Below are 13,895 nucleotides of genomic sequence, written 5' to 3'. Positions count from 1 at the left end.
CCGTTTACGCATGTGTTTTTTCATACGCCTTTAAACAGGCTTCAGGAACAACAGGGGTGCGCGCTTCTCGTGAACGTCCCAATAGACCGATTTCGCTTTGATCTTCCATTGTGGAAATAGTATGGTCGTATGGGGTTTGGGTATTAGATTTTGGGGTTGGGATGCGGTGATGTTGTAATTTTATCGTTCGTTTTGAAGATGGTTGCCTATGGTGGAAGATTTTTTCTATCATCTTTTTAGATCTGTTTCAGATCGTTTTATTGATGTCTTATAAGCGAGAGATTCATTGATCATGAAGATGCATCCTTTTGCTGTTTGAATGAGAACTTTAAAATTTTTCTCACTTTAAGCTTTTGTGAATGGATGAAACTTTTGCAAGCAGAATTGAATAAAATTATGCGTCCTCAAAAATCATGAAGGTCAGGCATGAGAATAAAGTGATCGATGAATGTGTTCTAAAAAATAGGCTGTTTATGTGTCGTTTTTATGTAAAAGCAGTTGGCTTTATGCATTATGATTTTTTTACAATAGCGTTGGTTTTGGTCGTTTGTTGTGCAAGATATTTCATTGGAAGCGCAGTGGTATAAAGCGGATCCTTTGATCTATGAAATGTTTGTGTGTCAGTGAAATATTTAAGGTTTTTTTTGATCAGACTTTAAGCCAATTCCATGAGAGCCATGCGTGATCAGTTATTGGAATCCTCTTGATAAAAAATCGAATTGTTTATGCGTATGCATTTTTTAGAGTTTTTTGTTCTGTTGGGCGCGGAAGGTAAGTTAAATCGGCTTGCTGAGTGCGCGATGATGCATGTTTAAAAGTCTTCCTGTTCTTGTTCTTGAATGTTTTTGCTGTTTTGATCATCTTTGAGCAATTGGTTGGTGAGTTTTTCAATGCGGTGTGTGGTGTCACGCATAATTCTTCCCATGGCGCGCTCCTTTTCATTGTGGAGTCGTAAAAGAGCATCGTAGCTTTCTTGTAATTTTTTATTTTCTCGTTTTATTTCTTCCATTTCATCGATAATCATTATGCCCGCCATGACCGATAAACGATGGTCGCCAATTTCTCCAAAATTTTTCTTTAGATGAGTGATATATTGATCCAATTGTGCTGCAAGCGCAATAAGATGACTTTCTTGTCCTTTATTACAAGCCATGCGATAATTCTTACCATCAATGGTAACGGAAACTGTTTCCATACATTCAAACCTTTATCTATCAATGACGATACGAATCGTTTCCATTGCTTTAATAAGACGTTTGGAAACTTCTTTGTTAACAGATTCTAAGCGTTCAATTTGGGCTTCAGCTTTGTCAAGTGCTTGGGCAAGATGGCTGCGGTCAGCATTCATTCGTTGAATTTCTTCTTCCCATTCGTTATTTTTATCAATAACGGCGTTGCGGTTTATTATGGTGATCTCTAAGGTTCTAAGTGCTTTTTCTAGGTGTTCTAGAGCATCTTGCAGAACCGTAGTCTCTTGGTTCATTGCTTTTGTCCTTTGGGTAATTGTATCCTTTATCAATGCGTTATGCAAAAACGAATCACTTACATTCTTATAATATGTCTCTCTCATTTTTAAGTATGTAGGATATTTTAGCAAGCAAAGCAGGGGATGGATATAAATTAAAAGCTGGATTTTTTGCGCGTATTGGCATAAATGACATGGTTGTACAGGATGCGTGAGGGGAATGTGTTATTAATGTTATGGAAGTGGTGACAAAAGTCTCACGCTGATGGGTAAAAGAGTATTTCTTAAGGAACTTTAAGACAATACGGAAAAAACAACAGAATAATGTATTAAAAAAAATGGTCGATCATTCATGACAAACACCCTCCAACAGAATCAGATGGCTAATGCTATCCGTTTTCTAGCTATTGATGCGATTGAAAAAGCCAATTCTGGTCATCCGGGCTTGCCAATGGGAGCCGCTGATATTGCGACGGTTCTTTATACACAATTCCTTGCTCATGATCCCAAAAATCCTCGTTGGCCTAACCGTGATCGTTTTGTCTTATCAGCAGGGCATGGATCGATGTTGCTTTATGCTCTGCTGTATCTTTCAGGTTATGAAGATATCTGTATTGAGGATCTTAAAAATTTTCGCCAATTAGGAGCAAAGCTTGCAGGACATCCAGAATATGGGCATGCAGCAGGAATTGAAACAACCACTGGACCTCTCGGACAAGGGTTGGCGAATGCCGTGGGAATGGCTCTTGCAGAACGGTTGCAAAATGCTCGTTTTGGCGATCTTATCAACCATTACACTTATGCATTGGTGGGGGATGGATGCCTGATGGAAGGCATTTCGCAAGAAGCACTTTCCTTAGCTGGGCATTTAAAACTTCACAAGCTTATCGTGTTGTGGGATGATAATAATATTTCTATCGATGGAGAAATTTCTCTTGCGGATAGTACAGATCAGTGCGCGCGTTTTAAAGCATCGGGTTGGAATACACTCAAAGTCGATGGACATAGCCAAACAGCCATTGCACATGCCATTGAAGAGGCGAAAAATTCTGATAAACCAACTTTAATCGCTTGTAAAACAACAATCGGTTTTGGAGCACCGAATAAAGCGGGAAGCAATAAAGTTCATGGAGCTCCTCTAGGTGTGCGAGAAATTGCTGAGACCCGTATCGCCTTGGGGTGGGAGGCAGAGCCTTTCGTTATTCCAGCCGATATTCTCGATAATTGGCGTTTAGCAGGGCTTAATGCCGCTAAAAGGCGACAAAAATGGGAAGAAAAATTGGCGGATCTTCCTGTCTCAGAACGGCTGGAATTTGAAAGATTGATGCGTGGTGATCTCGTGGGGGGATTTGATAGCGCTGTCGATGCTTATAAACAGAAACTTGTTGAAGAGTCTCCTGTTGTAGCTACGCGTAAAGCTTCGGAAATGGCTTTGGAAGTGATCAATGAGGTCGTTCATGAGACCATTGGTGGTTCTGCTGATTTGACCGGCTCTAATAATACAAAAAGCAGCCAGATGAAGAGTATCACGGCAGATGATTTTTCAGGGCGCTATCTCCATTATGGCATTCGTGAACATGCCATGGGCGCTATCATGAATGGGCTTGCTCTCCATGGAGGCTTTATTCCTTACGGGGGAACATTTTTATGCTTTTCTGACTATATGCGTCCTGCCATGCGTTTGTCTTCTCTTATGGGGTTGCGGGTGGTTTATGTCATGACCCATGATTCTATTGGGCTTGGTGAAGATGGACCGACCCATCAACCCGTGGAACATTTAGCTTGCTTGCGCGCTATGCCTAATCATCTGGTGTTCCGCCCTGCTGATGCTATGGAAACCGTTGAGTGTTGGCAATTGGCTTTGAAAGCACGCGGGACGCCTTCTACCTTGGCTTTGAGCCGACAAAATCTGCCGCTACTGCGTCAAGAGTATGAAGAAGAAAATCTCTGTACGCTTGGGGCTTATGAATTGTTAACAGCCAGTGATGAGGCGCAAGTGACTTTGTTTGCTTCCGGTTCAGAATTGCAAATTGCGGTCAAAGCACGTGAAGTCTTAGAAGAAAAAGGCATCCCAACCCGTGTGGTTTCTGTGCCTTGTTTTGAACTCTTTTCTCAACAGTCTCGCTCCTATCAACGGGCTCTCATTGGCGATGCGCCGATTAAAATCGCGATTGAAGCTGCTGTTGCTCAAGGATGGGACCGTTTTATTGGCTGTGACGGGGTGTTTATTGGTATGGAGAGCTTTGGGGCAAGTGGAACAATTGATGACCTTTATACACATTTTGGTCTTACTTCTGAAAATGTCGTTGCGACTGTTGAAAGAGAGCTGGAAAAGATCGAAGAGGAAAAGACAAAATGACAGCTTGTATTGTCATGCGTGGGGGTGTCTGTAAGGTATCACACTCTGCACGGTGTTGTGGATAGTGTTGTGCATTATTGTGGATAAGTGATTGATTGATCGAGATACTGGTGTCTTGGGAATTCATAGTTTGGGATTGGAAAATGCCCATTTGTTGTGTTTTAAATGTTATGCTTTTAAAAATTAGATGAGGAAACATGTGAAATGACAGTTCGTGTTGCAATTAATGGGTTTGGTCGTATTGGACGCAATATTTTACGTGCTCTTATAGAAAGTGGACGAAAAGATATTGAAGTGGTTGCAATTAATGATTTAGGATCGGTGGAAACAAACGCCCATTTATTGCGCTATGATTCAGTTCATGGGCGTTTTTCTGGGGACGTTAAGGTAGTGGGGGATGCCATTGATGTGGGGAGTGGTTTAATAAAGGTATGCGCTGAGCGTGATCCTGTACAATTGCCTTGGAAAGATTTAGATATCGATATTGCGTTGGAATGTACGGGCATTTTTACGGCGCGTGATAAAGCAAAGGCGCATTTGGAAGCGGGGGCAAAGCGTGTGCTTGTTTCTGCGCCTTCTGAAGGAGCCGATCTTACCGTGGTGTACGGGGTTAATCATCAATCTTTAAATAAAGAGCATCGCGTTGTTTCAAATGCTTCTTGTACAACCAATTGCTTAGCCCCTGTTGCACAAGTTTTGCACAACACGGTGGGTATCGAAAATGGATTCATGACAACAATCCATTCTTATACGGGTGATCAACCTGTGTTGGATACCATGCATCGTGATCTTTATCGGGCGCGTGCGTCCGCTCTTTCGATGATTCCTACTTCAACCGGGGCAGCAAAAGCTGTGGGATTGGTTTTGCCAGAATTAAAGGGATTGCTTGATGGAGTGTCCATTCGTGTTCCAACCCCTAATGTTTCTGTAGTAGATTTGACATTTACTGCTAAGCGTTCCACAACAATTGAAGAAATTAATACGGCTATTGCGACTGCTGCACGCGGTTCCTTAAAGGGAATTTTGGACACTACGCAAGAAAAGCTTGTGAGTTGTGATTTTAATCATAATCCTCATTCAGCCATTTTCCATAATGATCAAACCAAAGTGATTGATGGTAAGCTCTGTCGTGTTCTGGTTTGGTATGATAATGAATGGGGCTTTTCTAACCGTATGAGTGATACGGCTGTGGCTTTTGCCAAGACAATATAAATACTCTAAGAAGGACCCTCGGGTCCTTTTCCTTTATGAGGAAAAGCCTCGTTTTTGTACAAATTAAGGCGCATTCTTTTGAGAAAAATAGAGAGAAGTTGTCGCTTTTATGCGCTAGAGAGAAGATGCTGTTAAGGATTGATGGTGTTTTTTTAAGTGCAAGGCAGTATATGATTTTAAAAGCCGCTTGAAAGAGTAAACTTTGAAAAAGGAACATCTGAACGAGATAACGTTTGAAAAAACGTCAGAAGATGAAAAATGTAAACACTTTTTCATAGAAGTAAAGAAGCGTTTTAGTAGAAATAAAATTGAGCCAATGCATTTGTTTGCAACAATGGATTATGAAGATTAAGAACAATGAGAGGCTTTTGTACACTTGATGATGGAGGCTTTGAATTTTCAAGTAGAGGGGAGAGAAGGGTGGTTTTTCGTGGGTTTCTTTTATGAAAAAATAAAGATGTGGCATACACAAGCAAAGTAGGGGCATGCAAAAGCAAAGAAGAGATTTTAGAGGAAAGAAAATTAAGCAGGTTTGTTTGATGCGTTTTTATTTGAAACAATGGAAAGTGAAGAGGAAACAGTGATGGTGTTTCGTACGCTTGATGATGTTGATGTTTTGGGCAAACGTGTTCTTGTGCGCGTGGATTTTAATGTTCCTATGGCATTGGGTAAAGTTTGTGATGAGACGCGTCTTGTTCGCCATAAAGAAACACTCGTTGAGCTGCAAAAGCGTGGCGCTAAGCTTATTTTGCTTTCTCATTGTGGTCGCCCTAAAGGAAAGATCGAGCCGGAATTTTCACTCCGTCCTGTTGTGTCAGTGCTGGAAAAAATCATTAATCAGCCGGTTGCTTTTGTTCCTGACTGTATGGGTTCGGCGGTGCAGGTGGCGGTGGAGGCATTGCAAAACGGGGGTGTTTTACTACTCGAAAATATTCGTTTTTATGCCGATGAGGAAAAGAATGATTGTTCTTTTGCCGAAGCTTTGGCCCATAATGGGGATCTTTATGTCAATGATGCTTTTTCGGTTTCTCATCGTGCTCATGCTTCAGTGGAGGGAATAACGCATTTGTTGCCCTCTTATGCGGGGCGATCGCTGCAAGGTGAGTTGCAGGCTTTAGAAAAAGGGCTTGGAAATCCAACGCGTCCTGTCGTTGCACTGGTGGGAGGGGCAAAAGTTTCCAGTAAGCTTTTTGTTCTCAATCATTTGGTGGAAAAAGTCGACTCCTTGGTGATTGGGGGTGGGATGGCCAATAGTTTTTTAGCTGCGCAAGGTATTCATGTGGGGAAGTCACTGTGTGAACACGAATTGATGGAAACGGTCAAAAAAATCATTAAAAAAGCGCAAGAATGTCACTGTAAACTTCTACTCCCTGTGGATGCTATCGTTGGATTTCGCTTTGAAAAAAATGCGCCGCATCGTCTTTATGATATTGGCGATATTCCTGAGGATGGTATGATATTGGATATTGGAACGCGCTCTATTGCTCATATCAAGAGCGCAATAGATAAGGCTGCTACCCTTGTGTGGAATGGACCCCTTGGTGTTTTTGAGATGTCTCCTTTTGATAAAGGAACAATTGCTGTTGCACGACATGCCGCAGAACGCAGTTTGACGGGCAAGTTGGTTTCAATTGCGGGAGGAGGCGATACGGTTTTTGCTCTTAATCATGCTGGTGTTGCTAATGATTTTACTTATCTCTCAACTGCAGGAGGGGCTTTTTTGGAATGGATGGAAGGGAAGGTTCTGCCTGGGATTCTCGCCCTTATGCAGCCTTAAAGGGATTATGCGAAAAGCAGCTTTAAAGCTGTGTGTCATTTGTGTAGGGTGTGTTCAAGCGTATGGCGCACTGTTGGAAGACTTTGAGACAAGATGAAATTTTAAGACAAAATAGAGAAAATAAAGAGGAATTTTTTTATGATGGAACGGCTTGAAGATATTGCACTTTCTCTTGTGCAGGCAGGTAAAGGTATTTTGGCAGCAGATGAAAGTACGGCGACAATAGGCAAGCGGTTTGAAAGCATTGGGGTTGAATCCAATGAAGATAGACGCCGTGCTTACCGTGAAATGCTTTTTAGTACAAAAGAAGCTATGGAAAGTGCTATTTCTGGAGTGATTTTATTTGATGAAACCATTCGACAAAAAGCATCAACAGGGCAAATGTTGACGGATCTTATTCGGGATGCTGGCGCTTTGCCAGGAATTAAAGTTGATACGGGTGCGAAACCCTTAGCTGCTTTTCCCCAAGAGACAATTACCGAAGGGTTGGATGGTCTTCGTGAACGGTTAAAAGACTATTATACTTTGGGCGCACGTTTTGCTAAGTGGCGGGCGGTGATTGCCATTAATGCAGATACCTTACCAACAAGAGGCGCTATCAATCAAAATGCACACGCTCTCGCGCGTTATGCTGCTTTATGTCAGGAACTCAATATTGTGCCGATTGTGGAGCCGGAGGTGCTGATGGATGGACCGTCGTGCGGGCATTCCATTGCGCGTTGCTTTGAGGTGACACAAGCTGTTTTACACACTGTCTTTAAAGAATTGTTTGAAGCCCGTGTTGTTTTAGAGGCGATGATTTTAAAACCCAATATGGTGATTGATGGCAAGGATGCGCGCAAGGCTGGTGTTGAAGAGGTGGCTGAAAAGACTGTTCGTGTGCTTAAACAAACTGTCCCTTCTGCTGTTCCAGGAATTGCTTTTCTCTCTGGTGGGCAGTCAGATCAGGAAGCAACGGCGCATTTATCAGCCATGAATAGTTTGGGTGCATTGCCTTGGAAATTGACCTTTTCCTATGGACGTGCTTTGCAAGCGGCTGCTTTAAAAGCATGGGCTGGAAAAGATGAAAATATTGCTGTTGCGCAAAAGGCATTTCATCATCGTGTGCGGATGAACCATCTTGCGGCTTTAGGACAATGGACAAAGAGCCAAGAAAAAGTGAGCGCTTGAATTGCTATAGACTTGAATTCCCATAAGGGGATGCAGTGATTGTCCTTGATGTGAACGCTTTGCTAGCCAAGAGGGCAATCAAAATGCATAAGCTCTTGCGCATTATGCTCTTTGATAAAGAATATAGTTCTTTTTTTGGGTTTAACAATTTCAAGATTGGATTGTGCCGATTGTAGAGCCGGAAGTGCTGATGGATGGACCATCGTGTCAGCATTCCATTGCGCGTTGTGTGTGAGGGGACATGTGCCGTTTGGCAAATTTTTATAACACTATTTGAAGCTCGTGTTGTTTTAGAGGGGATGATTTTAAAACCCAATAGGGGCATTGATGGCAAGGATGCGCGCAAGGCTGGTGTTGAAGAGGTGGCTGAAAAGACTGTTCGTGTGCTTAAACAAACTGTCCCTTCCACTGTTCTTAAGAATTGCTTTTCTTGTCTTGCGGGCAGTCAGATTAGGAAGCAACGGCGCATTTTTCTGCCCCATTTATTCACGATCAATGCTTTGGGTGCATTGCCTTGGAAATTGACCTTTTCTTGATCGACGTGCTTTGCAAGCGGCTGCTTTAAAAGCATGGGCTGGAAAAGATGAAAATATTGCTGTTGCGCAAAAGGCATTTCATCATCGTGTGCGGATGAACCATCTTGTGGCTTTAGGACAATGGACAAAGAGCAGGGGACAAAAGAGCAGGGGACAAAAGAGCCAAGAAAAAGTGAGCGCTTGAAGTACAAGCTCTATGCCTAAATGCGGAAAGATTTTGCATGTTTCTGCGTGATTGGGAAAACCTCATCATGATAAAAATGATGGGGGTATTTTAGGCTTGAAAGCTTTCTCAGAGCGTTTTCTCCTTGGATATTTTATAAAGTCTTTATGAATTGCATCGAGAGATAAGATTGCGGGAGAGGTGCGATTGTAAGAAGGGGAGATGGTGCTTTAAAGGAAATTCGTGAATGCGCAGTATCTTCGTTGTGTTATGGTTCGTGAGGTGGACTCTTATTTTTTGAAGTGAAAATCATAAAGTTGGTACTATCTTAAGAAGAGTTTGATATTGTGATATTTTCTCTTTATTCATGTTATTATTGCTTGTCATCAGCACAATCCATTTGAGTGCAATCTCAAAAGTTGGGTAAGCGGGTCGATTGAAGAGTTGTGATTTCTGATTGGATTAGACATATAGCTTATGAAGCTTTTGTGCTTCAGGATAGCTTCTTCTTCAAGGGGGTGTCTTTTTATTAACGAGCGGATTTAGTTGCTTTTGCTAACAAAAATAGATTTGTATTTCAATAAAACACCTCTTTTTTCATTAAAATGAATAAATTTTTCTTGTATTTTGTTATGATATCATTATAGAAAATTAATCTCGTAGCATTTTGGCTTTAAAATCGAGGGGGGGAGTTGTGGACAGCATATCTTCTAAGAATACAAGCATCAAAAAAATCGATACGCAGAGCAGAGCGTTTCTGCAATTATGATGCGAAAATTTTGCCATATCGTACGTGGGATATTCGCTGGAATATTCGGAGTGTTTTTTTTCATAATTTTTCTTATCTTATTCAACATGCGTGGACTGGTTCATGCCGTACTAAGCTTCTTTACGGGAGCGAGTGGACTCACGTGCTTTTTCTTTTTTGTCGGATACTACTTACAACGCCGCGAAGCAACAGCAGATGAAGCCGCTATATCGTTCACACTACTCATAGCAATTGGTGAAGGCGTTTTTTCTATTTGCTGCATGTCTGCTATGTGGGGGTATGATGCTCTCTTATACCGTTTAGCACCTGAAGGGTATGTTCTTATTCTCCCTGAATAAAGAGAGCGCACTTTGGTTGTGTATAAATCAAAATGAGAGGTGGACAGTCTCTCAAATTCTTAAGAATTGTTCTCAAAAATCATGACATTAGAGCTGCATTTAATGAAGGGACTATAACAAACCTTGGTCTTTAAGCACAATGGAAATCTTGTAGAGCGGAAGTCTTGTAGGGTGGACTCACTGCGTCCTTGACCTTAAGACACCCAAACGGCTTGTTTTGTCTTTTTCACGCGGCTTATGAAGTCATGATATAAGGGGAAAGCTTCTTAGGGGGGCTCAATGGTATGTTACCGTGTGCTAAATGGAAAAATGAGAAAGCATCTTTATGCAATATAATCCAATTATGATTTTGTGATTTAAATATAAAGGGTTCAAAGCCTTCTACAAAACTGATACGCTATAAGGGGAAAAAGCACCTATATTTAGCCACTAAGGCGTATTTTAGGTGCTCTTGATAGAGCTATATCACAAAATGATTTTTGAATTAAAAAAAAACGCAACCATCACGATTTATAAGGGGTTGAGACCGATCTATTTCTGTTGGATGCGTTTTTAAATCACTCTTTAAAGTGCACTCCATTACAGCACAAAAAAAGCCTCATAACTCTAATGAGGCAATCGTTTGGTTTAAAATCTTTGTACCTCACGAGGATGAGGTTTTTACATACCAATATTGCCAAAACGATTTTTGAACTTAGAAAGGCGACCGCCACGGTCTACAAGTGTCTGGGACCCACCTGTCCATGCTGGATGTGTTCTTGGATCAATATCTAGATTGAGCGTATCCCCTTCTTTTCCCCAAGTGGAGCGCGTTGTATATTGAGTTCCATCCGTCATAACAACGGTAATTTTGTGATAGTTAGGATGAATATTCGCTTTCATGCGTCAAACCTTTTACGTTTACAGAATGAAAGAACACTTACTCGATTTTTTAAGTGCGCTTCCTTTGTCTTTTTGATACATTGATTAAAGTATCTATTCCTATAGCTGAGCACGCATTAAAAAACAAGTGTTCAAGATACATCATTTTGTCAAGTTTTATAAATCCTTTAATAGTTTTATAAATCCTTTAATATAGTGAGCGAAGTTTTATGAAATTATATCGTCATTCAGAAAAATCTACAAAATCCTCTCTTGAGAAATCTTCCTTTTCTTCACTTGCCATTTTTGTTCCTTATCTTTTGCGCTATCGTTGGTTGTTTATCTTTGCCTTTCTTGCTTTGTCTGTTGCAGCTCTTGTTACATTAGCTTTACCCATAGCGATCCGCCAAATGTTTGATCATGGATTTTCTCGCTCAAGCCATGGACATATCAATTTTTACTTTGGCATTTTGTTTTTATTAGCCTTGATTCTCGCATTTTCTTCAGCTTGCCGTTATTATTGTGTCATCACCTTGGGAGAACGGATTGTTGCCGATTTACGGCGGGATGTGTTTATCCATATTATGAAACTTTCGCCAGCTTTTTTTGATCGGTCGCATTCAGGTGAGATTGTTTCAAGACTTCTAACAGATACGACACAAATAAAATTGGCCGTTGGTTCAACCGCCTCTACCGCTTTGCGTCAGTTGATTATCGTGATCGGGGCTGTCGTGATGATGGTGATCACCAATGCTAAATTATCTTTGCTGGTTCTGGCTGCTATTCCTGTTGTGGCAATTCCTTTGGTGGCTTTTGGACGCAGGGTACGTACACGCACACGCGCGGCGCAAGATCGTGTCGCCGATGCTAATGCTGTTGCAACAGAACAGGTTAGCGCTATTCGTACGGTACAAGCTTTTACCGCTGAAAAATTTGTTGCGACACGTTTTTCACGGATGATAGAACGCGCCTTTCAGACAGCACGGGCTTCTGTAATTTTGCGTTCCTTTTTTACTGGTTTTGCGATTTTTTTGGTTTTTAGCAGTGTGGTGGCTGTTTTGTGGATTGGATCGCATGATGTTTTGAATGGGACGATGACAGGGGGGACATTAGGGCAATTTGTCCTTTATGCCGTTTTTGGAGCTTCAACCTTTGCCCAATTATCAGAACTGGGGGCAGAACTCATTCAAGCAGCAGGTGCGGCTGAACGATTGGCCGAATTGTTGCAGGAAAAACCTATGATTTTAGCACCTAAAAATCCTTTATCATTGGAGCGCCCTGTTCGAGGCGAACTTATTTTTGATCATGTTGATTTTACCTATCCTTCTCGACCTCAAGAGAAGATTTTACGCTCGCTTTCCTTTTCTATCAAAGCCGGTGAAACAGTTGCTTTTGTTGGTGCTTCAGGAGCGGGGAAAAGTACCATTTTTTCTTTAATCCTGCGTTTTTATGACCCAACAAGTGGAAAAATTCGGCTGGATGGTCTGGAAATTGATCGCCTTTCTCTGCAAGATTTACGTGGTGCAATCTCTTATGTTCCGCAAGATGTTGCTATTTTTGATGGTACATTGCGCGATAATATTGTTTTTGGAACTGAAAATGCCCTGGAAGAGGAAATTATTGCGGCTGCTAAAGCAGCCAATGCCTTTGAATTTATTGAAAATTTGCCTGATGGCTTGGATACAGAAGTGGGAGAACGCGGTACCATGCTTTCTGGAGGGCAAAAACAGCGCATTGGTATTGCACGGGCGATTTTAAGAAATGCACCGCTCTTGCTGCTTGATGAAGCGACATCTGCTTTAGATGCAAAAAGTGAAAAACTCGTGCAAGAAGCCTTAGAAGGTTTGATGCAAAACCGTACAACATTGGTGATTGCGCACCGTTTGGCAACCATTTTAAAAGCGGATCGTATTCTCGTGATGGATAAAGGCGCCCTTGTGGAAGAAGGAACCCATGCCGAACTTGTGGCAAAAAATGGTGTTTATGCTTATCTTGCAAAATTGCAATTTTCACCTGAATAAGGGCTCTTAATACAAGAGCAGTAACTGGGGGAAATACCATTTTTATAAGCAGAGGATGATCATTTAAGGGCTCATGGGAAAAAGAGAGGCAAGAATTAAGATAAAAAAGAGGGGCAAAAATTGAGGCGTTTTTCTTTTTGAATTCTGGTTGTGCTTTTTTATGCTTGAAAGGGAGCATCTTTATAAAAATGCTTTCTTTATGTAGAATATAAAACGATGCCAAGTTAATATTTATTAATTGACAACGCATTAATTTATATAGATAATTCAACCTTATTCATATCGAATGAGAGTCCCGAATATCGTAAGATTCTCTCATTTCAAATCTGTTTATCTTGAATCAATTAACATCACTTGCTTGCACGTCATAAGCGGGAGGAGTGTGTGGATCAAATGTGTATAAGAAAAGACTAAAAATGGTTCTTATGAACGCTCTCAAATGCCAAGAGCTGTATCGCAACACCCACGGGCTGGTAAAGTGTGTGATGGTGCCGGTTTGCTTCTTCATAAACGTAAAGATGGAGGTGCTCAATGGATTTATCGTTATACCCTTCACGGGCGCCGTCGTGAAATGGGATTGGGTGCGCTTTGAGACATGTCTCTTTAAAACAAGCCCGTGAATTGGCAACTGGGTGGCGTTCTGTTTTGCGTGAAGGGCGTGACCCCATTAAAGAACGTGAAAAACAAAAGCGTGAGGCAATAAGCAATCTCCATTATTTAAAAGATATTGCTTTGGATACTTTTGAAAGCCGTAAAGCTGAATTAAAAAGAGATGGGAAAAATGGAGATTGGTTTTCGCCTTTACAACTTCATATTCTCCCTAAATTAGGATGTTTGCCCATTTCAGAAATTACACAAACAGAGATACGTGATACCTTTGCTCCCATTTGGCATACAAAAGCAGCAACAGCTAATAGAGCTCTTAGTCGTCTTAATATTTGTCTCAAACATGTGGCTGCTTTGGGATTAAATGTTGATTTACAAGCAGTAGAAAAAGCACGCGCTCTCTTAGGTAAACAACTCTATAAAACCATTAATAGACCAGCTATGAATTGAAGGGAATCGCTCTCTTTATAACTGTCTTCACGTTGATTTATAAGGATAATTCATTGTTTTCCACGTTGGATGAGAGCTTCTAAAATCATAGGATTTTCTTATTTTAAACCTATGATGGTGAATCAATTAAAATCATGTCTCTTGCATGTAAAAAGTAGGGAAGTCTGT

Annotated in this window: 11 protein-coding genes and 2 pseudogenes; 8 read left to right on the top strand and 5 right to left on the bottom strand. The window is 41.2% G+C overall.

Translation table 11 applies throughout. The annotated features are described in order from the left end of the window. Window positions 1-4: 4 nt before the first annotated feature. The 3 genes from D1093_RS00460 to D1093_RS00450 all read right to left on the bottom strand — a co-directional run bounded on the left by D1093_RS00460 (window position 5) and on the right by D1093_RS00450 (window position 1,483). Complete coding sequence (locus tag D1093_RS00460; RefSeq protein WP_120099908.1) at window positions 5-232, bottom strand: hypothetical protein; 228 nt, start codon at window positions 230-232, stop codon at window positions 5-7. A 579-nt stretch (window positions 233-811) separates the two neighbouring features. After that, complete coding sequence (locus D1093_RS00455; protein WP_120099907.1) at window positions 812-1,195, bottom strand: cell division protein ZapA; 384 nt, start codon at window positions 1,193-1,195, stop codon at window positions 812-814. Between the two features lie 12 nt (window positions 1,196-1,207). After that, a complete protein-coding gene (locus D1093_RS00450; RefSeq protein ID WP_039760787.1) occupies window positions 1,208-1,483 on the bottom strand; it encodes a DUF4164 domain-containing protein in 276 nt (91 codons plus the stop codon). Between the two features lie 334 nt (window positions 1,484-1,817). Between D1093_RS00450 and tkt the strand changes: the two genes are divergently transcribed. From tkt to D1093_RS00430, 4 genes are all read left to right on the top strand, one after another. Next, window positions 1,818-3,824: a transketolase gene (gene tkt, locus D1093_RS00445; RefSeq protein ID WP_120099906.1), complete on the top strand. Its 2,007-nt coding sequence runs from the start codon at window positions 1,818-1,820 to the stop codon at window positions 3,822-3,824. 204 nt (window positions 3,825-4,028) lie between these two features. Then, window positions 4,029-5,036, top strand: a complete 1,008-nt coding sequence (gene gap, locus D1093_RS00440) for a type I glyceraldehyde-3-phosphate dehydrogenase (protein WP_120099905.1) — start codon at window positions 4,029-4,031, stop codon at window positions 5,034-5,036. Window positions 5,037-5,619: 583 nt separating this feature from the next. Further along, window positions 5,620-6,813: a phosphoglycerate kinase gene (locus D1093_RS00435; protein ID WP_120102259.1), complete on the top strand. Its 1,194-nt coding sequence runs from the start codon at window positions 5,620-5,622 to the stop codon at window positions 6,811-6,813. A 138-nt stretch (window positions 6,814-6,951) separates the two neighbouring features. Next, window positions 6,952-7,983, top strand: coding sequence for a class I fructose-bisphosphate aldolase (locus D1093_RS00430; RefSeq protein ID WP_120099904.1), 1,032 nt, complete (start codon window positions 6,952-6,954; stop codon window positions 7,981-7,983). 62 nt (window positions 7,984-8,045) lie between these two features. On the opposite strand, the gene D1093_RS09890 is transcribed toward D1093_RS00430, so the two are convergent. Further along, window positions 8,046-8,186, bottom strand: a complete 141-nt coding sequence (locus D1093_RS09890; RefSeq protein WP_167309077.1) for a hypothetical protein — start codon at window positions 8,184-8,186, stop codon at window positions 8,046-8,048. Here D1093_RS09890 and D1093_RS00425 point away from each other — a divergent pair. Both D1093_RS00425 and D1093_RS00420 read left to right on the top strand, forming a co-directional pair. Beyond that, window positions 8,144-8,703, top strand: a pseudogene (locus D1093_RS00425) (class I fructose-bisphosphate aldolase); the annotation flags it as partial. The gene D1093_RS09890 and the pseudogene D1093_RS00425 overlap by 43 nt on opposite strands. Window positions 8,704-9,501: 798 nt before the next feature. Beyond that, window positions 9,502-9,789, top strand: coding sequence for a hypothetical protein (locus D1093_RS00420; RefSeq protein ID WP_120102257.1), 288 nt, complete (start codon window positions 9,502-9,504; stop codon window positions 9,787-9,789). A gap of 660 nt (window positions 9,790-10,449) precedes the next feature. Here the strand turns inward: D1093_RS00420 and rpmE are convergent. Further along, window positions 10,450-10,671 carry a 50S ribosomal protein L31 gene (gene rpmE / locus D1093_RS00415; protein ID WP_005774581.1) on the bottom strand — a complete coding sequence of 74 codons (222 nt, stop codon included), beginning with the start codon at window positions 10,669-10,671 and terminating at the stop codon, window positions 10,450-10,452. Between the two features lie 209 nt (window positions 10,672-10,880). On the opposite strand from rpmE, the gene D1093_RS00410 reads away from it, so the two are divergent. Together D1093_RS00410 and D1093_RS00405 are read left to right on the top strand one after the other, a co-directional pair. Then, window positions 10,881-12,671 carry an ABC transporter transmembrane domain-containing protein gene (locus D1093_RS00410; protein WP_120099903.1) on the top strand — a complete coding sequence of 597 codons (1,791 nt, stop codon included), beginning with the start codon at window positions 10,881-10,883 and terminating at the stop codon, window positions 12,669-12,671. Window positions 12,672-13,096: 425 nt separating this feature from the next. Beyond that, window positions 13,097-13,724, top strand: a pseudogene (locus tag D1093_RS00405) (tyrosine-type recombinase/integrase); the annotation flags it as partial. Between the last annotated feature and the right edge of the window lie 171 nt (window positions 13,725-13,895).

This window comes from Bartonella kosoyi, from assembly GCF_003606325.2.
In the GTDB taxonomy this organism is placed as follows: Bacteria; Pseudomonadota; Alphaproteobacteria; order Rhizobiales; family Rhizobiaceae; genus Bartonella; species Bartonella kosoyi.
This window is presented reverse-complemented; position numbering and strand designations above follow the sequence as displayed.

Coding starts and splice junctions, on each gene's coding strand:
- D1093_RS09890 (WP_167309077.1), bottom strand. CDS start 8,186: ATGGTCCATCCATCAGCACTTCCGGCTCTACAATCGGCACAATCCAAT.
- tkt (WP_120099906.1), top strand. CDS start 1,818: ATGACAAACACCCTCCAACAGAATCAGATGGCTAATGCTATCCGTTTT.
- D1093_RS00410 (WP_120099903.1), top strand. CDS start 10,881: ATGAAATTATATCGTCATTCAGAAAAATCTACAAAATCCTCTCTTGAG.
- D1093_RS00460 (WP_120099908.1), bottom strand. CDS start 232: ATGATAGAAAAAATCTTCCACCATAGGCAACCATCTTCAAAACGAACG.
- D1093_RS00435 (WP_120102259.1), top strand. CDS start 5,620: ATGGTGTTTCGTACGCTTGATGATGTTGATGTTTTGGGCAAACGTGTT.
- D1093_RS00450 (WP_039760787.1), bottom strand. CDS start 1,483: ATGAACCAAGAGACTACGGTTCTGCAAGATGCTCTAGAACACCTAGAA.
- rpmE (WP_005774581.1), bottom strand. CDS start 10,671: ATGAAAGCGAATATTCATCCTAACTATCACAAAATTACCGTTGTTATG.
- D1093_RS00430 (WP_120099904.1), top strand. CDS start 6,952: ATGATGGAACGGCTTGAAGATATTGCACTTTCTCTTGTGCAGGCAGGT.
- gap (WP_120099905.1), top strand. CDS start 4,029: ATGACAGTTCGTGTTGCAATTAATGGGTTTGGTCGTATTGGACGCAAT.
- D1093_RS00455 (WP_120099907.1), bottom strand. CDS start 1,195: ATGGAAACAGTTTCCGTTACCATTGATGGTAAGAATTATCGCATGGCT.